Annotated in this window: 32 protein-coding genes, 1 tRNA gene and 1 pseudogene; 13 read left to right on the forward strand and 21 right to left on the reverse strand. The window is 61.9% G+C overall.

Annotation, left to right across the window (positions count from 1 at the left end):
- Positions 1–33 precede the first annotated feature (33 nt).
- Entirely contained in the window at positions 34–1,020 is a 987-nt protein-coding gene (locus tag MUU54_RS05675; protein ID WP_247243066.1) for a DUF808 domain-containing protein, read from the forward strand.
- A 238-nt stretch (positions 1,021–1,258) separates the two neighbouring features.
- On the opposite strand, the gene MUU54_RS05680 is transcribed toward MUU54_RS05675, so the two are convergent.
- The 3 genes from MUU54_RS05680 to MUU54_RS05690 all read right to left on the reverse strand — a co-directional run bounded on the left by MUU54_RS05680 (position 1,259) and on the right by MUU54_RS05690 (position 2,695).
- Positions 1,259–1,804, reverse strand: coding sequence for a hypothetical protein (locus MUU54_RS05680; RefSeq protein WP_247243067.1), 546 nt, complete (start codon positions 1,802–1,804; stop codon positions 1,259–1,261).
- 137 nt (positions 1,805–1,941) lie between these two features.
- Positions 1,942–2,190 (reverse strand): hypothetical protein, encoded by a 249-nt coding sequence (locus MUU54_RS05685; protein WP_247243068.1) that lies wholly within the window; start codon positions 2,188–2,190, stop codon positions 1,942–1,944.
- A 253-nt stretch (positions 2,191–2,443) separates the two neighbouring features.
- Positions 2,444–2,695: a DUF6894 family protein gene (locus MUU54_RS05690; RefSeq protein WP_247243069.1), complete on the reverse strand. Its 252-nt coding sequence runs from the start codon at positions 2,693–2,695 to the stop codon at positions 2,444–2,446.
- Positions 2,696–2,779: 84 nt separating this feature from the next.
- Here MUU54_RS05690 and MUU54_RS05695 point away from each other — a divergent pair, with 84 nt between their 5' ends.
- Positions 2,780–3,031: a hypothetical protein gene (locus MUU54_RS05695; protein ID WP_247243070.1), complete on the forward strand. Its 252-nt coding sequence runs from the start codon at positions 2,780–2,782 to the stop codon at positions 3,029–3,031.
- Complete coding sequence (locus MUU54_RS05700; RefSeq protein ID WP_247243071.1) at positions 3,028–3,453, forward strand: hypothetical protein; 426 nt, start codon at positions 3,028–3,030, stop codon at positions 3,451–3,453. Before MUU54_RS05695 ends, MUU54_RS05700 begins: the two co-directional genes overlap by 4 nt.
- 185 nt (positions 3,454–3,638) lie before the next feature.
- Here MUU54_RS05700 and MUU54_RS05705 read toward each other — a convergent pair whose 3' ends face one another.
- Complete coding sequence (locus tag MUU54_RS05705; RefSeq protein WP_247243072.1) at positions 3,639–3,923, reverse strand: DUF6894 family protein; 285 nt, start codon at positions 3,921–3,923, stop codon at positions 3,639–3,641.
- Between the two features lie 272 nt (positions 3,924–4,195).
- Here MUU54_RS05705 and MUU54_RS05710 point away from each other — a divergent pair, with 272 nt between their 5' ends.
- From MUU54_RS05710 to MUU54_RS05720, 3 genes are all read left to right on the forward strand, one after another.
- The gene (locus MUU54_RS05710) at positions 4,196–4,402 is read left to right on the forward strand and encodes a hypothetical protein (RefSeq protein ID WP_247243073.1); all 207 of its coding nucleotides are present in this window, start codon (positions 4,196–4,198) and stop codon (positions 4,400–4,402) included.
- Positions 4,403–4,720: 318 nt separating this feature from the next.
- Positions 4,721–4,900, forward strand: coding sequence for a hypothetical protein (locus MUU54_RS05715; protein WP_247243074.1), 180 nt, complete (start codon positions 4,721–4,723; stop codon positions 4,898–4,900).
- A complete protein-coding gene (locus MUU54_RS05720) occupies positions 4,897–5,484 on the forward strand; it encodes a site-specific integrase (protein WP_247243075.1) in 588 nt (195 codons plus the stop codon). The genes MUU54_RS05715 and MUU54_RS05720 overlap by 4 nt, the downstream gene beginning before the upstream one ends.
- On the opposite strand, the gene MUU54_RS05725 is transcribed toward MUU54_RS05720, so the two are convergent.
- From MUU54_RS05725 to MUU54_RS05755, 7 genes are all read right to left on the reverse strand, one after another.
- A tRNA-Lys gene (locus MUU54_RS05725) sits at positions 5,470–5,545 on the reverse strand. The two genes, MUU54_RS05720 and MUU54_RS05725, sit on opposite strands and share 15 nt — an antisense overlap.
- Before the next feature lie 136 nt (positions 5,546–5,681).
- Complete coding sequence (locus tag MUU54_RS05730) at positions 5,682–6,596, reverse strand: PhzF family protein (RefSeq protein ID WP_247243076.1); 915 nt, start codon at positions 6,594–6,596, stop codon at positions 5,682–5,684.
- A gap of 98 nt (positions 6,597–6,694) precedes the next feature.
- Complete coding sequence (locus MUU54_RS05735) at positions 6,695–7,804, reverse strand: endonuclease/exonuclease/phosphatase family protein (protein WP_247243077.1); 1,110 nt, start codon at positions 7,802–7,804, stop codon at positions 6,695–6,697.
- A 49-nt stretch (positions 7,805–7,853) separates the two neighbouring features.
- Entirely contained in the window at positions 7,854–8,885 is a 1,032-nt protein-coding gene (locus tag MUU54_RS05740; protein WP_247243078.1) for an ABC transporter ATP-binding protein, read from the reverse strand.
- Positions 8,873–10,567 carry an ABC transporter permease gene (locus MUU54_RS05745; RefSeq protein ID WP_247243079.1) on the reverse strand — a complete coding sequence of 565 codons (1,695 nt, stop codon included), beginning with the start codon at positions 10,565–10,567 and terminating at the stop codon, positions 8,873–8,875. The genes MUU54_RS05740 and MUU54_RS05745 overlap by 13 nt, the downstream gene beginning before the upstream one ends.
- A 14-nt stretch (positions 10,568–10,581) precedes the next feature.
- Positions 10,582–11,565: an ABC transporter substrate-binding protein gene (locus MUU54_RS05750; protein ID WP_247243080.1), complete on the reverse strand. Its 984-nt coding sequence runs from the start codon at positions 11,563–11,565 to the stop codon at positions 10,582–10,584.
- A 123-nt stretch (positions 11,566–11,688) separates the two neighbouring features.
- Entirely contained in the window at positions 11,689–12,915 is a 1,227-nt protein-coding gene (locus MUU54_RS05755) for an aminotransferase-like domain-containing protein (protein ID WP_247243081.1), read from the reverse strand.
- 166 nt (positions 12,916–13,081) lie between these two features.
- Here MUU54_RS05755 and MUU54_RS05760 point away from each other — a divergent pair, with 166 nt between their 5' ends.
- Together MUU54_RS05760 and MUU54_RS05765 are read left to right on the forward strand one after the other, a co-directional pair.
- A complete protein-coding gene (locus MUU54_RS05760; protein WP_247243082.1) occupies positions 13,082–13,291 on the forward strand; it encodes an AbrB/MazE/SpoVT family DNA-binding domain-containing protein in 210 nt (69 codons plus the stop codon).
- On the forward strand, positions 13,291–13,680 hold the full coding sequence (locus tag MUU54_RS05765; RefSeq protein WP_247243083.1) for a type II toxin-antitoxin system VapC family toxin: 390 nt from the start codon (positions 13,291–13,293) through the stop codon (positions 13,678–13,680). The genes MUU54_RS05760 and MUU54_RS05765 overlap by 1 nt, the downstream gene beginning before the upstream one ends.
- 21 nt (positions 13,681–13,701) lie before the next feature.
- Here the strand turns inward: MUU54_RS05765 and ilvC are convergent, their stop codons facing one another.
- Both ilvC and MUU54_RS05775 read right to left on the reverse strand, forming a co-directional pair.
- Entirely contained in the window at positions 13,702–14,721 is a 1,020-nt protein-coding gene (ilvC, locus tag MUU54_RS05770; protein WP_247243084.1) for a ketol-acid reductoisomerase, read from the reverse strand.
- Positions 14,722–14,762: 41 nt separating this feature from the next.
- Positions 14,763–15,401 (reverse strand): TetR/AcrR family transcriptional regulator, encoded by a 639-nt coding sequence (locus tag MUU54_RS05775; RefSeq protein WP_247243267.1) that lies wholly within the window; start codon positions 15,399–15,401, stop codon positions 14,763–14,765.
- 184 nt (positions 15,402–15,585) lie between these two features.
- Between MUU54_RS05775 and MUU54_RS05780 the strand changes: the two genes are divergently transcribed.
- Together MUU54_RS05780 and MUU54_RS05785 are read left to right on the forward strand one after the other, a co-directional pair.
- Positions 15,586–15,963 (forward strand): DUF4087 domain-containing protein, encoded by a 378-nt coding sequence (locus tag MUU54_RS05780; RefSeq protein WP_247243085.1) that lies wholly within the window; start codon positions 15,586–15,588, stop codon positions 15,961–15,963.
- A gap of 60 nt (positions 15,964–16,023) precedes the next feature.
- Positions 16,024–16,497 (forward strand): annotated as a pseudogene (locus tag MUU54_RS05785) (Rossmann-fold NAD(P)-binding domain-containing protein); the annotation flags it as partial.
- Positions 16,498–16,534: 37 nt separating this feature from the next.
- On the opposite strand, the gene MUU54_RS05790 reads toward MUU54_RS05785, so the two are convergent.
- Entirely contained in the window at positions 16,535–16,999 is a 465-nt protein-coding gene (locus MUU54_RS05790; protein ID WP_247243086.1) for an Lrp/AsnC family transcriptional regulator, read from the reverse strand.
- 151 nt (positions 17,000–17,150) lie between these two features.
- On the opposite strand from MUU54_RS05790, the gene MUU54_RS05795 reads away from it, so the two are divergent.
- Complete coding sequence (locus MUU54_RS05795; RefSeq protein WP_247243087.1) at positions 17,151–17,867, forward strand: aspartate/glutamate racemase family protein; 717 nt, start codon at positions 17,151–17,153, stop codon at positions 17,865–17,867.
- Between the two features lie 58 nt (positions 17,868–17,925).
- Positions 17,926–18,870 carry a bifunctional helix-turn-helix transcriptional regulator/GNAT family N-acetyltransferase gene (locus MUU54_RS05800; RefSeq protein ID WP_247243088.1) on the forward strand — a complete coding sequence of 315 codons (945 nt, stop codon included), beginning with the start codon at positions 17,926–17,928 and terminating at the stop codon, positions 18,868–18,870.
- On the opposite strand, the gene MUU54_RS05805 is transcribed toward MUU54_RS05800, so the two are convergent.
- The 6 genes from MUU54_RS05805 to MUU54_RS05830 form a co-directional block, all read right to left on the reverse strand.
- A complete protein-coding gene (locus tag MUU54_RS05805; RefSeq protein WP_247243089.1) occupies positions 18,867–19,619 on the reverse strand; it encodes a pyridoxine 5'-phosphate synthase in 753 nt (250 codons plus the stop codon). The two genes, MUU54_RS05800 and MUU54_RS05805, sit on opposite strands and share 4 nt — an antisense overlap.
- A 116-nt stretch (positions 19,620–19,735) precedes the next feature.
- A complete protein-coding gene (locus MUU54_RS05810) occupies positions 19,736–20,863 on the reverse strand; it encodes an ATP-dependent DNA helicase (RefSeq protein WP_247243090.1) in 1,128 nt (375 codons plus the stop codon).
- A gap of 56 nt (positions 20,864–20,919) precedes the next feature.
- On the reverse strand, positions 20,920–21,300 hold the full coding sequence (locus tag MUU54_RS05815; protein WP_247243091.1) for a nitrile hydratase accessory protein: 381 nt from the start codon (positions 21,298–21,300) through the stop codon (positions 20,920–20,922).
- A complete protein-coding gene (gene nthB, locus MUU54_RS05820; RefSeq protein WP_247243092.1) occupies positions 21,287–21,946 on the reverse strand; it encodes a nitrile hydratase subunit beta in 660 nt (219 codons plus the stop codon). The genes MUU54_RS05815 and nthB overlap by 14 nt, the downstream gene beginning before the upstream one ends.
- Positions 21,943–22,590, reverse strand: coding sequence for a nitrile hydratase subunit alpha (gene nthA / locus MUU54_RS05825; RefSeq protein WP_247243093.1), 648 nt, complete (start codon positions 22,588–22,590; stop codon positions 21,943–21,945). The genes nthB and nthA overlap by 4 nt, the downstream gene beginning before the upstream one ends.
- A gap of 10 nt (positions 22,591–22,600) precedes the next feature.
- Positions 22,601–23,194 (reverse strand): LysE family translocator, encoded by a 594-nt coding sequence (locus MUU54_RS05830; RefSeq protein ID WP_247243094.1) that lies wholly within the window; start codon positions 23,192–23,194, stop codon positions 22,601–22,603.
- Positions 23,195–23,354: 160 nt separating this feature from the next.
- On the opposite strand from MUU54_RS05830, the gene MUU54_RS05835 reads away from it, so the two are divergent.
- Complete coding sequence (locus tag MUU54_RS05835; RefSeq protein WP_247243095.1) at positions 23,355–24,203, forward strand: aldo/keto reductase; 849 nt, start codon at positions 23,355–23,357, stop codon at positions 24,201–24,203.
- Here the strand turns inward: MUU54_RS05835 and ilvN are convergent, their stop codons facing one another.
- The gene (gene ilvN / locus MUU54_RS05840; protein WP_247243096.1) at positions 24,204–24,776 is read right to left on the reverse strand and encodes an acetolactate synthase small subunit; all 573 of its coding nucleotides are present in this window, start codon (positions 24,774–24,776) and stop codon (positions 24,204–24,206) included.
- Between the last annotated feature and the right edge of the window lie 36 nt (positions 24,777–24,812).

A 24,812-nucleotide genomic window follows, 5' to 3' on the forward strand; every position in this document is an offset into this window, starting at 1 on the left:
CTGTGTTGTTTATGCACTCAGGAGAGAAACACCTTGAGCATCGGTTTGCTAGGACTTTTGGACGATGTTGCTGGCCTTGCTAAAGTTGCAGCCGCATCAGTCGACGACGTCACCGGAATGGCAATGAAGGCCGGCATCAAGGCCACGGGCGCCGTCATTGACGACGCCGCCGTCACTCCTCGCTATGTCCAAGGCTTTTCCGCCGATCGCGAACTGCCGATTGTGTTTAAGATCGCCAAGGGCTCGATCAAGAACAAGCTCCTGTTCCTGCTGCCCGCGGCGCTCGCCCTTGGTTACTTCCTGCCATGGGCCATCACCCCGTTGCTGATGATCGGCGGCGCCTACCTTTGCTACGAAGGAGCCGAGAAGGTCTATCACCTCCTGCTGCCACACCAGGCGCATGAGCACGAAGCGCACTTGGCGTCGGCAGCGGTAGATCCCAAGACGCTGGAAGATGAGAAGGTTGCCGGCGCAATCAAGACGGACTTCATCCTGTCTGCCGAGATCATGGCCATAGCCCTTGCGGAGTTACCCGACGAAAGCCTCATCGCTCAGGCGATCATCCTGGTCCTTGTAGCCTTCGGCATCACCCTCGCTGTCTATGGCGTCGTTGCGTTGCTTGTGAAGGCTGACGATTTCGGGCTCTCGCTCGCGGCCAACAATGATGGTATCGCTCGCAGTCTCGGCCGTGGCTTGGTCAAAGGCATGCCGGTCTTGATGTCAGGTCTGAGCGTAGTGGGCACCGCCGCGATGATCTGGGTCGGCGGTGGTATCATTGTGCATGGGCTTGAAGGCTTTGGCCTAGCCGGGATCGGTCAGTTTATCCACCACACAGCGGAAGTAGCTGCGCATGCAGTGCCCAACGCTGCAGCTGTGCTTGCATGGGCGGTGGAGTCGGCCGGCTACGGCTTGGTAGGGCTAGCAATTGGCGCTGCACTCATACCCATTGCCGGCTACGTCTTCTCACCTGCCTGGCGTGCCATCAAAGGCCAAAGGGAGGCGGAGCCTACCGCTCACTGATCAGTACAGTCCCTTCAACGAGGTCGTTGTGGTTTTTGACTCTCGATTGCCCACAAGCCTGCCAAATGCCCCTGAGGTGGCATCCACCTGGTCCTTAAACGCCCCGCCTGAGAAGAGGCATAGCTCGTCGCGATAGGCCTCGTTCCATGCTCCCTGCACTAGATAGCACGTTGCGGCTTCGCACTGTATGAGAATGGCTCCGCTCTCGTCACCTTGTCCTCGGTCTCCGGATCGGCTTTCACCATCCACCCCGGCGAGCATCGAAACGTAATCCTTTGCCTGCACCTTGCCGAGCTGCCCCGGGTCCTGCGGCAGACTGATCATCACGTCCGTTCCGTCGAGCTCCGCAGTCGTCTTGATCAGGTCGGCGAACCGCGTCGCCCTCATCTTGTGTGGTGACGACATGGCCGACAACGTAGGAGCCGTCAGGCGCCTTTCCCAGCTTGGCACCGGTAGTTCTGGCAGCTGTCGTTTTCTTCGTAGCTGCAAAGTCCCAGTGCCTCACCCAGCGGGTACCGGGTGGCGCCTGCCGAATGATCTTGTCCTCGAACCACTGACGCTTGAACAGCCCGCCCTCGCGTGCCGTCGGCCGCTGCTGGTATTGGCCAGCATAGCCATAGGAGCCCTTGAACACCTTCAGAGCCTCGACCGCCTCACGGGTGAAGCGCTCCGGCAGCAATAGCTCCCCATCAGTCGTGCGCGGATCCACGAGGCCAATGCGCGTCGGCTCCGTCGGATCAATAATCCGCCCGCTCGACCTGTACGGCTTCGGGTCGTACTCCATCGACAGGCACAGGTGCACATAGCGCAGGCCAAGTCGTGGCTGTGTGAGGTGCTGGAGTGCTCGGTCGAGGATCTGGGAGGGCGGGCCGGTGGCTAGCGTGCTGGCACCCCCTCACCCTCATCACAAGTGGTGGGTCATCATCCAGCGGCTCCACAACCCGTTAATCCGAGTTCATCGAGTGCAACCGCATGCAGTACCGTGAAAAGTTGTCGCTCCAGATCGGGATCGAAGGGGATTTCAGCGTCTGCTGTGGCGACAAGCGCTGCTCGCTGGGCGATCCGCTCAGCGATCGTGTCATCAGGAGTGTATCGCTTCGCCCAGCGGAGAAGAACTTGCTTCAACTCAGCAGAGGTGGAGGCGCCTGCAAAGGTCGAGGCAACCAACACCGCACCTCCCTCAACACATCAGCCGGAACAAAAACCAAAGCCGCTAGCCGCCGGCACGACTACGGCCGACGCCAAAAGAAAATTATCACTCGGCGAGACATTGTCTATGTCCGCCCCCGTACCGAATCTGGGGGTCAAAAAAAGCCCGCCTTGTGGGCGGGCTAGACTGGAGACTATTCATGAGGTCTTTGATGAACATCACGGCGAGCAATCAGTTCCGGGCGGCCAAGTTCCCCACACGCTCATGGGGGCGTCAGTCGAGCCGGAGAACCGATCGAAACGGCACCGCTCCGAGCACGGTTCCGTCCTCAGCGGTGATTTCAAAGGACTGCCCGTCTATAACGTCGTCGGACAGAACCTTTTCAGCGATTATCTCCCGAGCGGCCTGGACGGCTTCATTGCGGGCGGCTTCGAAGGAGGGGAGTTCAGCTCCCTCGGGATCTTTGTCAACTGCATCATGGCTTCGGACGTTGAAGTAATACCTGGGCATGTCTTTTCCTATCATCCTATCGCTCCGAACTGTGAAATAGGAGACGCGTTCCCACCTGCTCCCTCGCTGAAATCGACGGGCACATCAGTGGAGGCTCTGGTGGGTATCGACGCCTACAAGGCGGAAAACGCTAAGCACGGCTGGCGGCTGGACTGGCCGACAGTTTGGAATACAGGGCGCGCACCTATCCTTGGACCGGAACGGCAACGCAATGGTCCTAAGGAGGAAGACCTGCAGTACGACGAGAGGGGCCCGTTCGTCGCCCTGGCAGCCTCCGAAGTAGTCGAGCTTCGCGATTATCTGGTTGACGCCCTTCCGCCCGCCGCCACCACGGAGGGCCCGGAAGGATGAGCCGCCAGGTCAACCGAGATCTCAGAGACAAGGCGATGGATCACATCGACCACGCCCTTGGCAGGCCTGTTGATCCGCTGGTCGTGAGCCATCGGAACCGTTTTGCCGTTGATCCTGACAGCAAGACAGCGAAGGAGTATGAGGCCTCGCCGTTCTGGAGCCGGAACGGCAAAGGCGCGCCTGGCGGGATGGCGTTTTATCACGTCACTGCAGAGCGACGGCAAGCTCTCAAGCAGCACCTGAAAGAAATCGGCGATCAGCACCGGATCTATGCCGCGACCTATCTGGGCCAAACTCAGACGGTCGTCGCCATCTCAGCCGCCAAGGCGAAGTACAGCCTTTTGCTCGAGGTCTCCGACTGCTTCTGTGACCTGCCTTTCGGCAAGTTTTCCCGAGCCGCAACCGTGAGAAAAGCAGCATGATTGAGAGGCTTACGAAGTGCCGGGCATGCAGCGGGCGCGGCTATCATGATTGCGCTTGCTGGCCGGGGGATTGCATCTGCGGCTACGGCGACGAGACCTGCGAAGAGTGCGGTGGCGAAGGCATCATAGATCCCAGCTACGACGACTTCGATACGGCCCCCGCCCTCCAGATGAGTGAGGAGAGTCTAGTGCCAGGTTTTGCTCTCGAAAGAAGGAACGCGGTAAAACATCAATCCAGCCAGCGCTTCGGCAGTGTCAACGCGCGCGAGAACGCGGCCGCCACCGTCACAAATCTCGATGCTGGAAACCGTCAGCCCCGTTTCCGCTTCAAGTTGGGCGTCGAACGCAAATTCTTGCAGAATTTCACAAGCGCCGCGCTTCGCTTCCTCCAAATTGGGAGCCTCAACGCCTTCGTGGTCGACCACGTAGTCATCCAGGAGAAGGAGATTGAAAAAGTATCGCGTGGTCAACGGCCCCTCCTGTCTGTGCAGGGAACTTATCGCACCGCAGACGGAGCGCCAGACCTCTGCCCGACTATCCACAGCTCAGTCGATTTAACGTGCGATCCGACCCACCGTTCGGATGTTATGATGACGAAAATGTCGCCTCCAGGGCGGGCAGGTGGGGGAAGCAATCATGGGATTGGAGAACTTAATTTCCGCGAATTGATTCCCGCCGGCCGACGGCCCCAATCGAGGGCGTCCGGGGACGAGGCCTGTGGAAACAATATGGACAGACGCCCATGAGCCAAGCCCGCACTTACACCAAAATCGAAACAGCCGATGCTGCTGCCGCGGCGGCGATGCACGGCGTCCGGGTGATCATGCACCCAACGAGTGAGATTGAGTTCTCGCCCAACGGCTTCGCCTTTAAGAAACAGGAAGAAGACACTCCAGAGGCGGAGCTGCAGAGGTGGGTAAATGCAAGGGAAGCTCGTCGGCGTGCATAAGGTGACGATCAGGAAGAAGGGCCAGGAGCCGCTCGTCTACTACTATGCGTGGCGGGGCAAAGGCGCCCCACGCAAAATGGCGAAGCCAGGCACAAAGGCTTTTACCAAGAAATACATCCGACTGACGAAGGACTGGCAGAAGGAAGCGAACGCTGGCACGATCGGCTCGCTGGTGGACGAATTCCTCCAGTCGCCTCACTTCACGCGCCTTCCCCGGCGACACGCCGCGACTATGAACGACAGCTTGGAGCGATCAGGCAGGAGTTCGAGACGTTCTCGATCCGAACGATGGAAGCCCGCGGCAGCCGGAAGATCTTCTTGAACTGGCGCGACACGATGAAGGATGCCCCGCGCTCAGCAGACATGCACATCGCCCTCCTCTCCCGCATCTTCGCATGGGCCAAAGGTAACGAGGTAATCCTGAGAAACCCACTAGAGCGCGTCGAGCGGCTGCATGAGGGCACGAGGCGGGACATCATCTGGTCGGATGCCAGTTGAATAAACTCCTCACGCAAGCCGCTCCGCACATCGGGAAGGTGGCGCAGATCGCGCTGTGGACCATGCAGCGACAAGCAGACATCCTGACGATGCCGATGCTGACTTTCGATGGAGAGCGGGTATCGATCAAGCAGGGAAAGACGGGAGCGCGGGTGCGCGTGGTAGCGGCGCCGGACATCATGCCGGTGCTGCGAGACGCCAAGGAGAAGAACCGACAGCGGATCCTTGTGAACTCATTCGGCCAGAATTGGACCTCTAGCAGGTTCAGGGCGTCATGGGGGAAGGAGATGGCGAGGCTCTACAATAAGGGCGTCACCTTCCACGACTTGCGCGGGACGGCGATCACCTACGCCTATGCGAACCTCGGCAGGTCGCACGCTGAGAAGTCAAGCTGGTATCGGAGATTTCAGGCGATTCGCAGGATGATGCCGAATCGATCATCCGCAAGCATTCTTTGGCCGGCCAGGAGGTCATCGACGCCATCCGTCGCGAAACGAAGACGGAATAAAACTGTAAAGATGGAGAAAGCTGTAAAACAGCTGGAGAGAACGGCACCTAAGCGCTTGAAATGGTGGGTGATGTAGGGCTCGAACCTACGACCCGCTGATTAAGAGTCAGCTGCTCTACCAACTGAGCTAATCACCCGAGAGACCGTCCGGAGCGCCTCAGCGCCCGCCGGTGTGAGCGCGTATAAAGGGGAACGAACGGCTTGTCCAGCGCTTCCTTCAAAATAATTGGCGCATGCGAAATCGGCTCATCCCGCCGTCATTGCACAGGAAAATCAGAGCTCAAGCGTACCGCGCGCCAGCCGCACCGCCTGCCCGCCGATGCGCGCCTTGGCAATCAGTCCTTCCTTCACATCGACATGCAGGTGGATGTAGGAGGGCCGCCCCATCTCCACGCCCTGCTCGACCAGGATCGGGTGGTGCCCATCCGGGAGCGCATCGAACTGGTGAATGGCGCCGGCAAGCGCCGCGACTGCAGATCCGGTCGCCGGATCCTCGGCAATGCCCATGTCCGGCGAGAACATGCGGGCATGGAAGCGGGCCTGATGGTTGACCGCGCCTCGGCAGTAGACGTAGGCCGAAGCCAGTCCGCCCTCGACAAATGGGGCCACCTTTTCCCACAGCGACGCGTCGAAGTCCAAGCTCTGGACACTGGTAAGGTTGTGGACCGGGATCATCACGAACGGCACCCCGGCACTCCAGACGGACACGAGATGGTTCTCGAAACCTATCGACCCGGCATTGAGGCTGAGCGCGTCCGCCAGCCCCTGCCGGTCGAGCGGAAGGTCGATCGGCACCGGCGTCTTCGGCAGGTCGAATTCCGCGAAGCCGGCGCTCTGCCGGCGAAGGCGCACCGCACAACGGACCGGCCCCACCTTTTCCTCCAGCACGCACACCATGTCGATGTCGCCATCGCTGCCATGCTGGAGTTCCCCCAGTGCAACGGCAGTCCCGACCGTCGGATGGCCGGCAAAGGGCAGCTCTCGGGTGGGCGTGAAGATACACAGCTTTGCGGTATGGGCCGGGTTTGCCGCGGGTTGGACGAAGACGGTTTCCGAGAGGTTCATTTCCCGCGCGATGGCCTGCATCGCCTCGTCATCCAAGCCTTCACCGTCGAAGATCACCGCCAGCGGGTTCCCCGCCAGCATCTTGTCGGTGAACACGTCATAGATCCCGTAACGCCGCGCCAAAGCCCCCTCCTGTCATTGCTGCTCTGACCCAACCTGCACGACAGCGACCTCATGCGCAACCGCCTCGTCCGCTCCTGCCCATGAACCCAAAGAGGTATTCAGAGCGCCAGATCGACCACCACCGGGCAGTGATCGGACGCCTTGGGCCGATCCCAGCCGATGCGGGGATAGCGCTCCACCTCCTGGCCCGGCGGAAACGGCGTGCGGCAAGGCTGACCGTTGCGGATGATCTCGGGGATCATCTTCGCATTGCGTGAGGCCAGCGCAGGCGACAGCCAGACATAATCGAGCTGGCAGAGATGCTGCTCCTGCGGGCCGCGCGAATGATAGAGCGTCCACCGGTCCATCGCATCGCGCCTCTGTACGACGTTTTCGGCGAAACCGTCGCCGCTGAACACGTTGAGCGCGCTTTCCTCCTCGCTCTCGTAGTCGAAGGAATGACCGGAGCGGCGCGTGCCGGAGACCACGACCTTCTCCTGATAGTCGTTCATGTCGCCGCAGATGGCGAAGTTTGCTTTCGCCGTGCGGTCTTGGCCAAACTTCCGCTCGATGATCCGGCGCACCGCCTTCGCCTCGGCCTCGCGCACGGCCATCGTGGAAAGGCGCCCGTCACTCTCGCCCCGAGCATTCCCCATAGACTTGAAATGGACGACATAGAGCGAGAGAGGCCGGCCACCGATGCGGATGTCGAGCTCCAGGCAATCCCGTTTGAAAAGCTTGTCGTGGCGGTTGAGCGAGCCTGCAGCCAGCGCGTCGTTGAAGAGGTCGAGATCGTCATAGGTCAGCATGGCATGGCTGCAAATGTCGACGAGCTCGATCACCTCCCCGGTCCTGGTCTTTTCGCGCATCAGCACGGCAACGTCGATGCCGCGGCTGTCATTGCCCTCGATCAGATATTTCTGGATATAGCCGTTGCCCACCATGCGGAAGAGATAGCCGTATTCGAAGGCGTGCAGCGCCGGCATGTTGTCCACCTCCTGCAGGCACAGGATGTCGGCGTCCGCATCGGCGATCGCCAGCGCCGAAAGCTGCCGCGTATCGTCAGTCGAGGCAATCACCCTCGCCTGCTCCATCTGCTTGTAGGCTTCCTTGTCGTTGACGTCGTAGAGGCGAAGCACCCGGTCCTGCCGCAACTGGTTGCGGAAGCCGGAGAAGTCGAAGCGGGTGATGAGATTTTCGATGTTGAAGGTGGCAAGGCGAACGGACATGCGACGATCCCGGATGTGAGGCAGCCGTTATGCCCGCTGCCGCCCCGCCTCACAACCGCCAGCCCGCCTGCAGGACGACCCCGACAGCATCCCCTTGACGGACCGGCTGGCGAGAGAAGGCGCGCAGGGACTGACCGTCTGCAAGCTGGATCCGTAGAGCATAGCGCTCCCCCTCGAAGAAGGAGGACGTGACGCGGCCCGTAAGTCCAGCGTCGTCCAGGAGCACGTCCTGCGGCCGCACCAACACATGCGCTGGCTCGGTACCCTCTGCCACAGAACCATCCAGGGCCACCCGCAGGCTTGGCCAATCGAGCGATCGCGAAGACGTCCTCGGCAATGCCAGCGACAGGATGGACCCCTGCCCCACCAGCCCACCGATCACCAGCCCCTCCGGCCGCGCATAGATCTCCTCTGGCGGTGCCATCTGCAGCAGCCTTCCTTCCGACATCACCGCAACATCCGTCGCCAGTGCCATGGCCTCGCTCTGGTCATGCGTCACATAGATCATCGTGGCACCGGAACGGGCATGGAATTCCCGGAAAGTTTCCTCCATCTCCTGGCGAAGATGGCGGTCCAAATTGGCGAGCGGCTCGTCGAGCAGAACCACGTCCGGCTCCGTCACCAGGCAACGGGCCAGCGCCACGCGCTGCCTTTGCCCGCCGGAAAGGGCCGCCGGCCGCCGATCGGCATACGCGTCCAGCCGCACCGCCGACAGCGCCTCGCGCACCTTCTGCCGTGCCTTTTCCTTTGCGACCTTGCGCACCTTCAGCGGATAGCCGACATTCTCCGCCACCGTCATATGCGGCCACAGCGCATAGGACTGGAAGACCATGGCCATGTTGCGCCGCTCGGGCGGCAGCATCGTCGCCGCATCGGCCAACAGCCGCTCGCCGAGCAGGATTGATCCATCGCTCGGCTGTTCGAAGCCGGCGATCATCCTGAGGACGGTCGTCTTGCCGCAGCCGGAGGGACCGAGCAGTGCCAAAAAGCGCCCCTCCTGCACGGTCAGCGAAAGATCGCGCACCGCCGGCGCACCGCTGCCGAAGCGCTTCTCGAGGCTGTTGAGGATCAGCGGCGCCATGGCAGGGCTCCCACCGGCAGCCGCCGGGCCATCAGTTCGAGCGAAAGCATGAGGATCACCACCATTACCACCACGAGCACCGAAAGGGCGGCAGCCAGGTCGAAGCTGCCGCTGTCGTCCAGATTGTAAATCGCAACGCCGAGCGTCTGGGTGCCGGCGGACCAGAGGAGCGCGGAAACGGTCAGCTCATTGCAGGCGATCAGGAAGACGAGAATTACGGAAGAACCCGCAGCCGGCGCAATCAGCGGCACCGTCACGTCGCGCATGCGCCGGTAAAAACCCGCCCCCGAAAGCCGGGCCGCTTCCTCCAACGACGGATCGAGCTGCCGGTAGGCGCTGACGACGGGCTTCAGGCTGACGGCAAGGAAGCTCGACAGGTAGGCGATAAGGATGATCCAGATGGTTCCGTAGATGGACACGCCGAGGACCGGCAGGGGCGCGGCCAGAAGCAGGATGAAGGACACCGCCAGCACGATCCCCGGCAACGCATAAGGGATCTCCGCCAGCGCCGCGATGAACCCCGCCATGCGGCTGCGGGATTGCACGATGTAGTAGCCGAGGAGGACGGAGATGAGCAGAAGACCGAAGGCGCTCGCCAGCGCCAGCGAGATGGAGTTGGCAAAGGCGGTCCGCGTCACCGACTGGCGAAACAGCACCTCCTCATAGGCATGCAGCGTCGCCGTCTCCGCCGTCAGCGGTACGCCATAGGCGGGCGCCAGCGAGCCGGCCAGGAGCGCCAGGAACGGCAGCGCAAGAATGACAAAGGTTACGAACCAGAGCAGGAGCTCCGCGGGCAGCCGCAAAGGGCCGAGCCGGAAAAGCGCTGCCTGCCCCGAGGGGCCGATGGTCCGGAACTCCCGCCCGCGCAGCACCCGTGCCTCGACGGAAAGCCCTCCGACGGCGAGGAGCGTGATCAGCGCCGAGATGATGGATATGTCGGAGAAGGTCGCCGGCCCGAAGCTCGCGAATTTCGAGTAGATGAGCGTCGGCAGCGTATAGATCGATGCCGGGATGCCGAGGATCGCCGGAATGCCGAAATTGCCGACGCCGGAAACGAAAGCGATTGCAGCCCCGGCCACGAGGCCCGGCATGGCAAGCGGCAGGACGATGTCGAGAAGCACCCGCCACCAGGAGGCCCCCGCCAATCGCGCAGCCTCCACGCCTTCCCTCGGCAACGCCAGCAGGCCGACGCGCATGGCAAGGTAGACGAGCGGCGCATGCTGCACGCCAAACAGCAGCGCAATTCCGCCGATCGAGTAGAGCGGCTGCGGGCTGCCAAGCGGCGGCGCCATCCCGATGGCTTTCAAAAGCGTGCTCGAGGGTCCCGTCAGCCCGATCCAGGACAGCGCCGTAACCTGCGGCGGAATCATCATCGGCAGCATGAACAGAAAGCCGAGCGCCGCCCTGCCCCGCACATCGAAGAGCGTCAGAAGGATCGCGAAGCTGCCGCCAAGGATCACGGCTGCGTTCATGCCGAGGAAGGAGGTCGTCAGCGTGTTCAGCGCCGCATCCCACAAGGCAGGGTCGGCAAGCAACTGCCCGGCGTCGCCACGCAGGGCCGATGTGAACCCGGTCGCCGCCAGCCTGGCCAGCGGCAGCACGCTGAGGATGAATATGACGGTTGCCACAAAAGGAAACAGCCAGCGCGGCTGGCTGCTTCCCGACATCTTGTAGGATGGCATCTGCGGGTGCCGGATCAGCCGGCGTTGCCGAAGATCTCGGTGAACCGCTTCAGGTCCTCATCCGAGTTTTTCAGGGCTGCGGCCGGATCGAGCGGCAGAATCTTGATCTCCTCGCGTGCCGGGAAACCTTCCGGAACGCCGAGTCCGTTGCGGGCTGGGATGTAGCCGAGATCGAGCTGCACCTTCTGGCCCTCTTCGGAGAGGATGTAGTCGATGAACTTCTTGGCGGCTTCCTCGTGCTTGGTCGAGGACAGGATGGCGACCGGTTCCGTAACAGCCGACACACCCTCTTCGGGGAATACGAACTCGACCGGGGCACCCTTGGCCTTTTCGCGAATCGGCAAGTAGTCGACGACCATGCCGTAGGCCTTCTCGCCGGAGGCGACCGACTTCAGCACGCCGCCATTGCCGCCGGAGGCAACGGCGCCATTGTCCTTCAGGTTCTGGTAGTAGTCCCAGCCGAGGCTGTCGACGCCGGTCAGCGTCTGGGCATGGATGAGCGCTGCACCGGACGTCAGCGGGCTCGGCATGGCGACAAGGCCCTTGGCTTCTGGCTTAGCAAGGTCCTTCCAGCTGGTCGGCTTCATGCCGGCTTGGGTGTTGTACATGATGCCGGTTGTGATCAGCTTAGTGGAATAGTAGTTGCCGTCGGCGTCATAGAGGGCCGCGTCGAAGTTTTCAGCCTCCGGCGACTTGTAGGCCATCAGCTGGCCGGCCTGCTTCATGCGCTCGAGCGTCACCGTGTCCGCGATCAGCAGGAGATCGGCAACCGGATTGCCGGCCTCGATCTCGGCCATCAGCTTGGCCATGATCTTCGGCGTTCCATCGCGGACCCATTCGACGTCGAGATCGGGATTGGCGGCCTTGAAACCATCGACGGTCGCCTGGGCGTCCTCGTTCGGCTGGCTCGTGTAGATCACGAGGTCCGCGGCTTCGACGGTACCGGCAACAAGCGCCGTGGCGGCGAGAACGGACAGGGCGGAGACAATCTTCTTCATGGGACAATCCTTCTGCTGGGTTGTCCCTCGCTAAACCACAGCCGTCTAACAGCTATGTGACAGCACGATCATATGCTGTGGAGCGGGGAAAGCGCCCGCTGGCGCTTTCCCCTTTTTTGATTGTCAGGCGGCCTCCGCCACGGCGTTGCTCACCAGGCGGCCGAGGCGGCTGATCCCCTCCTCGATCATCGCCTCGTTGGCGCAGGAGAAGGAAAGCCGCAGCGTATTGCTGTTGGAACCGTCGGCATAGAAGGCACGGCCGGGAACGAAGGCGACCTTCTCGGTCTGGATCGAGCGCGCCAGAAGTTCTGCCCCATCCATGCCGACCGGCAGCCGTACCCAGACGAACATCCCACCTTCCGGCTTCGTCCAGCTGACACCGGCCGGCATGTGACGGGAGAGCGCCGAAAGCATGCTGTCGCGACGGGCGCTGTAGGCCTTCTTGATCTTGGCCACCTGCTCCGGAAAGATCCGCTGCGCAACGGTCGCGACCGCCATCTGATTGATGGTGGAGGAATGCAGATCCGCCGCCTGCTTCATCAGCACCAGCTTGCGGATTACCGGCATCGCCGCGACCACGAAGCCAACACGAAGACCAGGCGCCAAGGTCTTCGAGAAGCTGCCACTATAGATCGTGCGGGTGTTCTCAATGCCGCCGTTGCGAGAAATGTCGAGCGCCATGATCGGCGGCACCGGCTCGCCGTCGAAGCGCAGGTTCTGGTAGGCGGCATCCTCGATGAGGGCAACGTCGAGCTCGTCGGCGAGGTCGAGCAGCTTTTTACGCGACGCGCGATCCACTGTCTCTCCCGTCGGATTGGCGAAGTCCGGCGAAAGATAGGCGAACTTCACGGCGCCACCGGCCTTAGCAGCAGCTTCGCGGTAGCCTTCCGGCGTGCGGTTGCCATTCAGCGACAGCTGGTCATAGGTCGGCTCATAGGCATTGAACGCCTGCAGCGCACCGAGATAAGTCGGCCATGTCACGAGCGCCGTATCGCTCGGCGACAGGAAGAGCTTGCCGAGATAATCCAGCGCCTGCTGCGAACCCGAGGTGATGAAGACGTTGTCGACGCTGCACTCGATGCCGATCTTCTGCATCTCGCCGACAAGCCATTCGCGCAGCGGCTTGTAGCCTTCGCTCACGGAGTACTGGAGTGCTGCATTTACCTGCGGCCCGGAGAAGATCTCGGAATAGGCATCCTTGAACGCGGCATCGGGAAACAGCGCCGGGTCCGGAATGCCGCCGGCGAACGAGATGATGTCCGGCTGCTCAAGGAGCTTCAGCAGCTCCCGGATTTCGGACGCACGCATCCTGGAAGACCGCGTGGCAAAGATATGTTCCCAATCAAGCACCGGATGTTTCCTCATGTTTCAATTTTGTTGCCGCCAGCACTACTTTATTTCCGATAGGTAAGCAATACTGACCTATCGGTCCGAATGAAATTCAACGGTTCACTTTTCATGCCGCGTAACATGTATTATCTTACATAAAGCGCATCGATCTAGCCAAAGTAAGACAGTGGCCACAGCAACCCTCTCGTCGAAGTTTCAGATCTCCATCCCGAAAGAGGTGCGCGATCGACAAAATTGGAAACCTGGGCAGAAGTTCGTCTTCGTCCCGGAAGGCAAGGGCATCGTCCTCGTACCGGTTCCGACGCGCGAGGAACTTCACGGCATCGCCGAAGGCGCCGACACCTCAGGCTATCGCGACCGCGACGATCGCTACTGATGACGCTCGTCATCGACAGCTCCGTCTGGATCGAGTGGCTTACCAAGACCGACCTGGGCCGCATGCTGAATCCGCAGATCCCGGACATCACCGACTGCATCATTCCGACCATTGTTCAACTGGAAGTCTTGAAATGGCTAGAGCGGGAGCGCGGCAGCAGCGAGGCGCGCACCTTCCTCGCCTACAGCACCTTCGGCCAAGTCGTCGTTCTCGACACCAGTGTCGCCAAGGAGGCTGCCCGGTTATCGCTCGAGTTCAAGCTGGCGACGGCCGATGCCATCATTTACGCAACGGCTCGTCTGCAGGACGCGGACCTTCTGACCTGCGACGCACACTTCGAAAGCCTGCCGCACGTTACCTACGTGCCGAAGCCGGAAGCGAAGCGCTAGCTCCGCTTCCGATCCTTGGTCTTAGTTCACCGTCTTGTCGACCAGCTTGTTCTTGCCGATCCACGGCATCATGCCGCGCAGCTTTTCGCCGACTTCCTCGATCTGGTGGCTGTCATTCATGCGGCGGATGCCCTTGAAGCGCGCCATCCCGGAGCGGTATTCCTGCATCCATTCGGAGGTGAAGCGGCCGGTCTGGATGTCCTTCAGCACGCGCTTCATCTCGGCCTTAGTTTCTTCCGTGATGATGCGCGGTCCGGTGACGTATTCGCCCCACTCGGCCGTGTTGGAGATCGAGTAGTTCATGTTGGCGATGCCGCCTTCGTAGATCAGGTCGACGATCAGCTTCACTTCGTGCAGGCACTCGAAGTAGGCCATTTCCGGCGCGTAACCGGCTTCGACCAGCGTTTCGAAGCCAGCGCGGATGAGCTCGACGAGACCGCCGCAGAGAACGACCTGCTCCCCGAAGAGGTCGGTTTCGCACTCTTCCTTGAAGTTGGTCTCGATGATGCCCGAACGCCCACCGCCGACGCCGCAGGCGTAGGAGAGCGCGAGTTCAAGAGCATTGCCGGACGCGTTCTGGTGAACCGCGACCAGGCACGGCACGCCGCCGCCCTTCTGATACTCGCCGCGAACCGTATGGCCCGGGCCCTTCGGCGCAATCATCACGACGTCGACCGAAGCCTTCGGCTCGATCAGGCCGAAATGGACGTTCAGGCCATGGGCGAAGGCGATTGCCGCACCGTCACGGATATTGCCGGCGATGTCGTTCTTGTAAATGTCGGCCTGCAATTCGTCCGGCGTTGCCATCATCATCAGGTCGGCCCACCCGGCAGCCTCGGCAACCGTCATCACCTTGAAGCCGTCGGCTTCTGCCTTCTTGGCGGTGGGAGAACCGGCCTTCAGCGCGATCGCCACGTTCTGTGCACCGGAATCCTTCAGGTTCAGCGCATGGGCGCGGCCCTGGGATCCGTAGCCGATAATGGCGACCTTCTTCGACTTGATCAGGTTGAGATCGGCATCGCGATCGTAATAGACGCGCATCGTGTTTGTCCTTCCCTATGCGTGTTCGTTGTTGCTGGTCTTCATCGTCCCGAAGAGAAGCGCAACGCCTCCCCCGATTCCTGTCGAGCGCCGTGCAGCGAAAGGAAGGCCGAAACCGCCCTTTCCGCCTGCCGGGCATTGTCCTTCAGCCCCGGCTCCCCAAGCAGCATGCGCACATGCAGGTCGGAAACCACCAGGCCGTAAAGCGTGTGATAAGCGTCGTCGGCATCATCGAAGCGCAGCAGGCCTTCGCGTTTGCCGGCGTTCATCAGAGCGATCGCCCGGCGATCGATCTGCCGGCGGCCGTGCTCAACGAGCAGCTTGCCAAGCTTGGAGCCATCGCGGCTGGACTGCCCGATTGCCAAGCGGTTCAGCGCCAGCGAGATGTCCCCCGAAAGCACCTCGAGCAGGTCGCGCGCGAAGGTCTCCAGATGCTCGCGCAGGTTCTCCGCCGTCAGCCGCTCCTTGCCGCGCTCAAAGGTGCGGACCTTGCTCGCTTGATGGGCGATCATCGCCGCCAGCAGCCCGTCGCGGTCGCCGAACCACTTGTAGAGGCTCTCCTTCGAGCAGTTGGCCGCCCGCGCCAGCCCCGACGTCGTCAGAGCCTTGTCGCCGCCCTCCACAAGCAAACGCAGCGCCTGCTCCAGAACCTCGTTCTGGCGCGGCGTAAACTCCGGCATCTGGCCAGCATCGGAAATCACGGCACTCACTCCACTAGGTACCGTACGGTACGGTTCTTGCGCTAGTTATGGTGAAATGGGTGTTGTGGGTCAAGCGAAATTATGTGTCACTGCTGGTGAAATCGCTGGTGAGCTTTGCGCTCTGAGGCGAAGCAAGCAATTCATCCCACGGAGAATCTGCCGAATGTCATCTCCTGCATCATTGGCGTCCATTGCTGTGGCATTTAGCATTGCCCTTCCCTCACTTGTGCTCGCTGCAGAAACCCGGTGCGGCTGGATCGACAATCCAACTCCGCGCAATTGGTGGCTGGAGGACAGTCAAAAAAGCTGGACGATCATGACGCAGGATCCTGATCGCCCCGAAGGCCCGGAGGGAATGGAGTTGATCCCGGATTTAACTGAGGGTGAATTCATCGAGATCAACGGCCCCTCTTACGGCTACGCCTGTGTCTGCATGTCGGTGGAAACCGACGGCGACGAAAGGATCACGAGCATCCTGTCCGTCGACCAGCTGAGGCTTGCCCAATGCCGCAGCGACAAGGCACTGCCTTCGCGGGACTGAGGACATGCTCCGCCCCGGCAGCGTGAGAGAGGGCAGAATGTTGACGAAGGCGGCGTTCGGCTCTCTTACACTATCCTGCGCAATGCCTGGTATGCAGACAATTACCTGATGTCGATGCCGCATAATCTGCAGACCGGCACCTGGCACAGCGCGATGGGAGACGGTAAACTTTCCAACATCTGGCGGGACGACTGCGCATTGGCGGCCGCCACGGCACTGGCGAACCCGCCAGCCGGCAATGCGATCCTGACGCTCACGGGACCCGAGAGTTTTTCAGCAAGAGACATTGCAGCGCTCGCATCGGCATCGACAGGCAAGCCGCTTCAGGTGGCAGATGTGACGAATGAGCAGTTGAAGCAGGGTCTTGCGGCAGCCGGCCTTCCGGATTTCGTCGTTACCATGCTGGCATCGGCCGAGGCAAATATCCGGGCCGGTAACTTTGACCTAGTGACGAACGACTTCGAAACGCTGACCGGCCGTAAGCCCCGGTCTCTGAAGAGCTTCTTCGAAGAGAACAAGAGCGCTCTGGCCTGAGCCTTCGGGCGGCTTCCCGGACCGGGAGCCTCCCGACTTACTCGGCGTAGTCCACCGGCAGCGCCTCACCGCTCTTCAGCACCTCCATCGAGATGAAGGCGGAAACGTCGAAGAGCTCGATCCGCTTGACCAGCCGGCGATACACGACGTCGTAGTGCTCCACGCGCGGCAGCACGACCTTCAGGATGTAATCATAGCTCCCCGTCAGGCGGTGTGCCTCGACGATCTCCCCGATATCGCTGATCGCCTTGCGGAAGCTCTCGATCCAGTCGTCGGAATGATGGGCTGTCTTTACCAGCGCAAAGACCGTCGTCGGCACCCCCAGCTTTTCCCGGTCCAGAAGCGCCGTCCGGGCACGGATATATCCGGCCTCCTCCAGCCGCTGAATGCGCCGCGAACAGGCCGACGGCGAGAGTGAAACCTGCTCCGCCACGTCGGCTATGGGGGTGGATGCATTCCTTTGCAGCAGCTCCAGAATTTTGCGATCGCGCGTGTCAAGCATTCCATTCCCTCGGAGTTCTGCTTCAGAAGTGCACGATTTCTCCTAAGCACGCAACCTAGGTGCGCCTGGACGTGATGGGATAGTCAAATTTGCACGCTTCAACCGACGAAAGCGCCATAGGATCATCGTCATCACCAGAGGGAGAAACGGCATGAAGAGCATTGGACTGGTCGGCGGGATGAGCTTCGAAAGCACGGCGGTCTACTACCGCCTGATCAACGAGATGGTTCGCGATCGCCTCGGCGGCCTCGCCTCGGCCGACGTGCTTCTCCATTCGGTGAACTTCGAGCACATCGTCGCGCTGCAGAAGGCCGGCCGCTGGGATCTCGCGGCGGAAGCGTTGGCGGGTAGCGCAAAGCGCCTCGAGGCAGCCGGTGCCGATTGCGTGCTGATCTGCACCAACACCATGCACTTGGTCGCGCCGCCGGTCGCGGCAGGCATCGGCATCCCGCTCCTCCACATCATCGACGAAACGGCAAAGGCGCTGAAGGCGCGGCAGCTGAACCGCCCTCTCCTGCTCGCCACCCGTTATACGATGGAGCACGGCTTCTATGCGGAGCGGATGAAGGCACTTGGCCTGGACGTCCTCGTTCCCGATGCCGAAGACCGTGAGGCGATGCACGACATCATCTTCGACGAGCTCTGCGCCGGAAAGGTGAAGGGGAGCTCCCGTGGGCGGGCTCTGGCGATGATCGAGAAATCCAAAAGCGAAGGTGCCGACAGCGTCATTCTCGGCTGCACCGAGATCTGCCTGCTCCTCGATCCGGACCACCTGCCGCTTCCTGGCGTCGATTCCACCGCGGTCCATGCCCGCGCAGCTGTGGAATTCGCTACCAGCACCTTCAATCAAGAACAGGCGGCCGCTTGATTTGATTGACTCGGTCAAATAAAGGGAGGATGAAGCCTCTACTGAGGAGGCTTCATCAATGTCCGCACTTGACGCCATAGATACCATTCGCGCCTTCAACCGCTTCTACACCAACCGGATCGGCGTTCTGGCGCGGGACTATCTCGACACCCCCTACACGCTGACCGATGGCCGCATCCTCTATGAGCTTGCTGCGCACCAGCGTATCTCGGCGACGGAACTCAATCGCGATCTAGGTCTCGACCCTGCTTATCTCAGCCGCATCCTGAAGAAGTTCCGGCTGGCAGGCCTGGTGGACAGCGCACCCGACGAGACCGACCGCCGCAGTCAAATCCTGTCGATCACGGAGCGCGGGCTCGACGTCTACAAGACGCTCGCCGCCCGCTCCCGCGCCCGGATCGAGGAGGATCTGACGCAGCTAGACAAGAGCAGGCAAGCCGAGTTGATTGGCGCAATGCAGACGATCGAGACGCTCCTGGCCCCCGCCGCCGCAGTGCCGGCACCGATCGTGCTGCGGCCTTATCGCATCGGCGACATGGGGTGGTTGATCGAAACACAGGCGGTCGCCTATGCGCGAGAATACGGACTGAACGAGAAGTTCGAAGGATTGATCGCGGAGGTCGCCGGCAAGTTCATCGCCAGCTTCAACCCGAAGCGAGAGAGAAGCTGGATCGCCGAACAGGACGGCGGGCGCGTCGGCTCCGTGCTCTTGGCCGATGGTGGCGGCGACACTGCCAAGCTGCGCCTGCTCTACCTCGACCCGCAGGTGCGCGGCCAAGGGCTCGGGCGAAGGCTGGTCGAGGAATGCATCCGCTTCGCCACAGCTGCCGGTTACAAGACGCTTTCGCTCTGGACCAACGACATGCTGACGGCGGCGATCCACATCTACGAAAAGGCCGGCTTCAGGCTTGTCTCCAAGGAGAGACACCGCATGTTCGGTCCGGAATGTGTCGGGCAGACCTGGGAATTGGAACTCACCAAAGCGAAGCTGGTCTCGGCTTAAACCGTCTGGCCGCAGGCGCGGCGGAAACGACGGACGGTCTCCGCCATGCCGAACTCCAGTGCGTCCGCCGTCAGCCCGTGACCGATCGAGACTTCCGCAAGGTAAGGGATGCGCTGCACCAGCATCGGCAGGTTGGCGACCGTCAGATCATGGCCTGCGTTGACGCCCAGACCTTCCGCGTGCGCGGCGTCCGCCGTCTGGCCGAGCTTCTCGACGATCTCAGCCGCCCGCTCCGAGCTATCGTAGCAGCCGCCATAGGGGCCCGTGTAAAGTTCGATCCTGTCTGCGCCGGTCGCCTTCGCCAGCCGCACCACCTCCACGTCGCCATCGCCGTCGGCGAACAGGGAAACCCGCGTGCCCTTCGCCTTGAGCCGCGCCACGATCGGCTTCAGCATCTCTCCCTGAGCGCGGAAATCGAAGCCGTGATCGGAGGTCGCCTGGCTTGGATCGTCCGGCACCAGCGTAACCTGCTCCGGCTCCGTCCGCTCGCACAGCGCCAGGAAATCCTCGCTGGGATACCCTTCGATGTTGAATTCGGCCTGGGGAAACTCGTCGTCGATCAGCGCCCGGATCACAGGAAGATCGGAGAAGCGGATATGCCGCTGGTCCGGCCGCGGATGTACCGTCAACCCGCTCGCACCCGACTGCAGCGCGATTCGCCCCAGATGCTCCAGACTTGGCCACGGCAGGTCACGCCGGTTGCGCAGCATGGCGACGGCATTGATGTTGACGGAAAGGGTGGTGGTCATGGCAGGAATTCCATTTAGAACAATACCTTCTGCTTACGCCAACGAACCGTCGGAGACCAACGGCTTTCGCAGATCGGGCCACTCAAAGTTTTGATGCCCGCTCACTTGACGCCTGCTCACTTCACGATGGTGATCGTCTCCGCCGCACGGGTGATTGCGGTGTAAAGCCAGCGCTCGCGGGCGTCGCGGAACGCCCAGCTCTCGTCGAAGAGCACGACATTGTTCCACTGCGACCCTTGAGCCTTGTGCACCGTCAGCGCGTATCCATAATCGAACTCGTCGTAGCGCTTGCGGGTCGACCATGGAATCTCCCCGTCGACATCCTCGAAGGCCGCCTTCAGGAGTTTGATCTTCGCAGCACCTCGATCCATGTCGTCGTCTTCCGGCCGGATCATCAGGTTGATGCCGGGCTTCACCGTTTCCCGCGACGAGCTCATCACCTGCCAGAGCGAGCCGTTGAGAAGCCCCTTCACCTGGTCGTTTCTCAGGCACACCAGCTTGTCGCCGGATTGCGGGTGACCTGTGCTGAAACCCTTCAGCTCTCGGAGCCGCTGATTGTAGCGCTTGCGTGTCTTGTTCGTGCCGACCAGCACCTGGTCCGCCTCCAGCACCAGCGACTGGTTGACCTCGTTGCGCGAGATCACCTGTGCGGTGCCGTAGTCGCCATACATGATCTCGTTGCCCTCGCGGACGTTCATGGCGAGCTGGATGATCGGGTTGTCGCGTGCCTGCCGGTGAATCTCCGTCAACAGATAGTCCGGCTCCTGCTCGGTGAAGAAGCCGCCGCCGGAAACAGGCGGAAGCTGACCGGGATCGCCCAGCACCAGGATCGGCGTGCCGAAGCTCATCAGGTCGCGGCCAAGCTGCTCGTCGACCATGGAGCATTCATCGATGACGATCAGAGCCGCCTTGGCGACCGGGCTCTGCCGGTTGATGGTGAACATCGGCGACATCGACGTCTTGCCGGTCTCCTCGTCCTCCACCGTCTCCTCGCCCCGCGGCCGGTAGATCAGCGAATGGATCGTCTTGGCGTTGCGCGCGCCGCGTGAACGCAGCACCTGCGCAGCCTTGCCGGTAAAGGCGGCAAACATTACCTCACCATCGACATTCTCGGCGAAGTGCTTGGCAAGCGTCGTCTTGCCCGTGCCGGCATAGCCGAAGAGCCGGAAGACCGGCTGGCGCCCGTCCTTCAACCAGCGGGAAACGGCCTTCAGGGCCTCGTCCTGTTGCGGAGCGAATTGCATGGCTGCGACATGGCAGGATTCTGCGCCTCACCGCAACTGAAAAGAACGAAAGAGGATCAAATCGGGCGGGACAACGGATCATTGGCAAGCGCGATTGGTGCGCCATGCGGCGTCGCCTCCGCCGCGCGCTGCCAGCTTTTCTGTAGACCAAAGATGGCGTCAGCGTCGGTCACGCCCTTTATCACCAGAAGCCCCGACAGCGCTTCCACCCAGCAGTCGAAATAATCGCTGCCGTCTTCTGCTCGCCCGGGCTTGTGCACTTCGGCTGAAAGAGCCTCCGCCCACTCGCTCCAGGAAAAGACGCCCTTCTCGTGCAGGTGCACGGTCATGGCGAAAGCTTCCGCCGTCCAGGGTTCCGGAAACACCGGGTCGCCTTCCGCCGAACGCGGCAGCCCCGGTGACTGGGCGAGCTGAGACCTCACCTCACACGCGCTCAAGATAACTGTCCCACGCATCGATCGAGACGGTCAGCGATGGATCGGCGCCCTCGCCCCAGATCTCTCCCGCATCGAACACCACCGTGTAAACCCACTGCGGGTTTTCGCCTCGGCCATGGGCGTTGTCGTCGGCAAACACGAAGGAGCCCTGCACCGCCTCCACCACGCCGGACTTTCCCCGTGCGTAGCGCGGCAGCCGCGTATGGGTCTCTGGATTGAAGTTGCGCGTCCGCACCCGGTCGCCCGCAGCAAACCGCGGCGCGGTCGCCACCGGACGATCACACGGGCCGCCCCGCGCCAGGACGCCCGGCACCATCTCCGCCGTCAGCACCCGCTTCGGCCTCGGAGGCTCCTGCAGCTTGTGGCCTGCTTCGATTTCCTGCGCCGTCGCAAACCCATGCCGCTCCAGCAGCGTCTCCAGTGCGCGGATCCAGATCTCGTAATAGCTGGCCTTCAGGTAGTCGCCGGGCGGGACGTTCTCCCGCGCATGCCGGCTCTCGTCGATCATCCAGGCGCCGAATGCCCCGCAGGAGAGCGTGATCCCTAGCGCACGCTTCTCCCAATTCGCATGGAAATAAGGCTCATCCGGCTCCGGCGCGACGGGGCCGAAGCCCATCTGCCCGCCGAGATCGTGTGGACCGTTCATCGCGCATTCTCAGGAGCGAGCGCTAGCCCGGTGCCGATCATCGAGTCACGCGTCACCAGATCGGCAAGCTTCTCCTCGTCCAGGCCTTCGGTTCCCGACGGCCGCATCGGCACCACCAGATAGCGAAGCTCTGCCGTCGAATCCCACACGCGGATCTTCGTATCCTCCGGCAGCGTGACGTCGAATTCCGCCAGCACGCTTCGCGGATCGATCACTGCCCGCGAACGATAGGCCGGGGCCTTGTACCAGACCGGCGGCAGGCCGAGGACAGCCCAGGGATAGCAGGAGCAGAGCGTGCAGACGACGAGGTTGTGCGTCTCCGGTGTGTTGAACACCGCCCGCATGTGCTCCCCCTGCCGACCGGTGAAGCCGAGGCTGGCGATGGCGGCCGTGGCGTCCTGCTTGAGCCAATCCGAAAAACCCGGATCGCTCCAGGCCTTTGCGACCACCCGTGCCCCATTGCGCGGCCCCACCTTGGTTTCATAGGTCTCGACGATCGCATCGATCGCCGCCGGATCGATCAGCCCCTTCTCGGTCAGCACCGTTTCCAGCGAGCGCACCCGTGCCTGCATGTCGGAATAGCGGTTGTCATGATGGTGATGGTGATCGTGGTCGTGATCATGGTCCTGATGGTGGTTGTGCATCACAGCCTCCTTACTTGAGCATCGGCCAGAGGCTGATGACGAGAAGCACAGCCATGGTGATGTTGAACCATTTCAGCCGCACCGGCACCGACAGCCAGTCTCGCAGCGCAGAGCCGAAGCCGGCCCAGGTGGAAACGCTCGGAAGATTGACGAGGGCGAAGGCAAATCCCACCAGCAGTACCGTCGGAATATAGGCTGCCGGATTGGTATAGGTCGCCATCGCGGTTACCGCCATCACCCAGGCCTTCGGGTTCACCCACTGGAACGCCGCCGCACCGAGGAAAGTCATCGGGCGTGCACCCGTTTTGCCCTCGGACAGGTGCCGCGACGTGCCGATCTTCCACGCGATCCAGACGAGATAGGCGCCACCGGCAAACTTCAGCAGCGTGTAGACGATCGGCACGCTCTGCATCAGCGCGCCGAGGCCGAGGCCCACGCCGATCAGGAGCGAGAGGAAGCCCACCCCGATACCCAGCATGTGCGGGATCGTCCGGAGGAAACCGAAGTTCACCCCTGATGCAAAGAGCATCATGTTGTTGGGCCCAGGCGTGATCGAGGTCGTGAACGCGAACAGGACCAGGGCCAGAAACGTTTCCAGCGACATAGTTTCTCCGGGCGCCAATCAGGTTGATGTCTTGCACCACCTCTTTTCACGGGCGGCGTTGGGCAGGTTTTAGGCCGGATTCGCCAAAGCGGCAAGCCGGCTTGGCAGCTTGCCCTTTCGCCTTATGTAACGCGGGTATCGACCGAAAGAGGACTCGCAGATGGCCGCCGATTTCCCCCTCACCGTCACCCTTAGAAACGGCGTCACCGTCCCCTCCCTGGGCCTCGGCACATGGAAGATGGGCGAGGACCCGCACCTTGGTGAACGGGAGATCGCGGCGCTGAAGGCCGGCCTCGACATCGGCATGACACTGATCGATACGGCCGAGATGTACGGCGAAGGCGGCGCCGAGCACGTGGTCGGCGAGGCGATCGCCGGCCGTCGTGACGAAGTCTTCCTCGTCAGCAAGGTCTATCCCTGGAACGCCAGCCGCGACGGCACCATCGCCGCCTGCGAACGCAGCCTGCAACGATTGGGTACCGACCACTTGGATCTCTACCTGCTGCACTGGCGGGGGCAATATCCGCTTGCGGAAACGGTGGAGGCATTCGAAGAGCTTCGCCAACAGGGCAAGATCGGTGCCTGGGGCGTCTCGAACTTCGACCTCGCGGACATGCAGGAACTGATGGAAGTTCCGGCCGGCGAGAACTGTGTCGCCAACCAGGTGCTCTACAACCTGTCGCGGCGTGGCGTGGAATACGAGCTGCTCCCATGGTGTCAGGAACGAAACATCGCCGTGATGGCCTATTCCCCGATCGAGCAAGGCCGGCTGATCCGCAACGACACGCTGGTCCACATCGCCAAGGCCTACCAGGCCACGCCAGCGCAGGTGGCGCTCGCCTTTCTGCTGGAACGCGAGGGCGTGATCCCGATCCCGAAGTCCTCGCATCCGCAGAGGATTGAGGAGAATCGCGACGCAGCCTACCTCGAGCTCACGGACGAGGACCTCGAAGCGCTCGACGCGGCCTTCCCGCCACCGAGCCGCCCCACGCCTTTGGAGATGATCTGACTACATCCCCTGCGGGCCGCGGTTCATCGCTGCGATCCCGGTACGGCAGATCTCGATCAGCCCGAGCGGCTTCAGAATCGCCACGAACTGGTCAATCTTGGAGGACTTTCCGGTAATTTCGAGGATGAAGTGCTCGACGGTCGCATCCACCACCTTTGCCTGGAAGGCATCGGCGAGCCGCAGCGTCTCAGCGCGGTGTTCTCCCGATCCCACCACCTTGATCAGCGCCACTTCGCGCTCGATCGGCCGCTCCTGGCCAAGGCTCTGCGCCCTGACCGTCAGGTCCACCACCCGGTGCACCGGCACAATCCGCTCCAGTTGCGCCTTGATCTGCTCCAGAACAGCCGGCGTGCCGCGCGTCACGATGGTGATGCGCGACAGATGCGCCTCGTGCTCCGTCTCCGATACCGTCAGGCTCTCAATGTTGTAGCCGCGGCCCGAAAAGAGGCCGATGACGCGGGCAAGCACGCCAGGCTCGTTGCTGACGAGGACGGAGAGCGTGTGGTTCTCCGCCTTGGCCGTCTCCGGCGTGATGAAGTAGGCTGAGCCCGTCGGTTGTTGATGCGCGTTCATTGATTTGCGTCCACTATTTCAGGAATGACTCTAACA

Origin of the sequence: Pseudorhizobium tarimense (assembly GCF_022968135.1) — a bacterium.
GTDB classification, from domain to species: domain Bacteria; phylum Pseudomonadota; class Alphaproteobacteria; order Rhizobiales; family Rhizobiaceae; genus Neorhizobium; species Neorhizobium tarimense.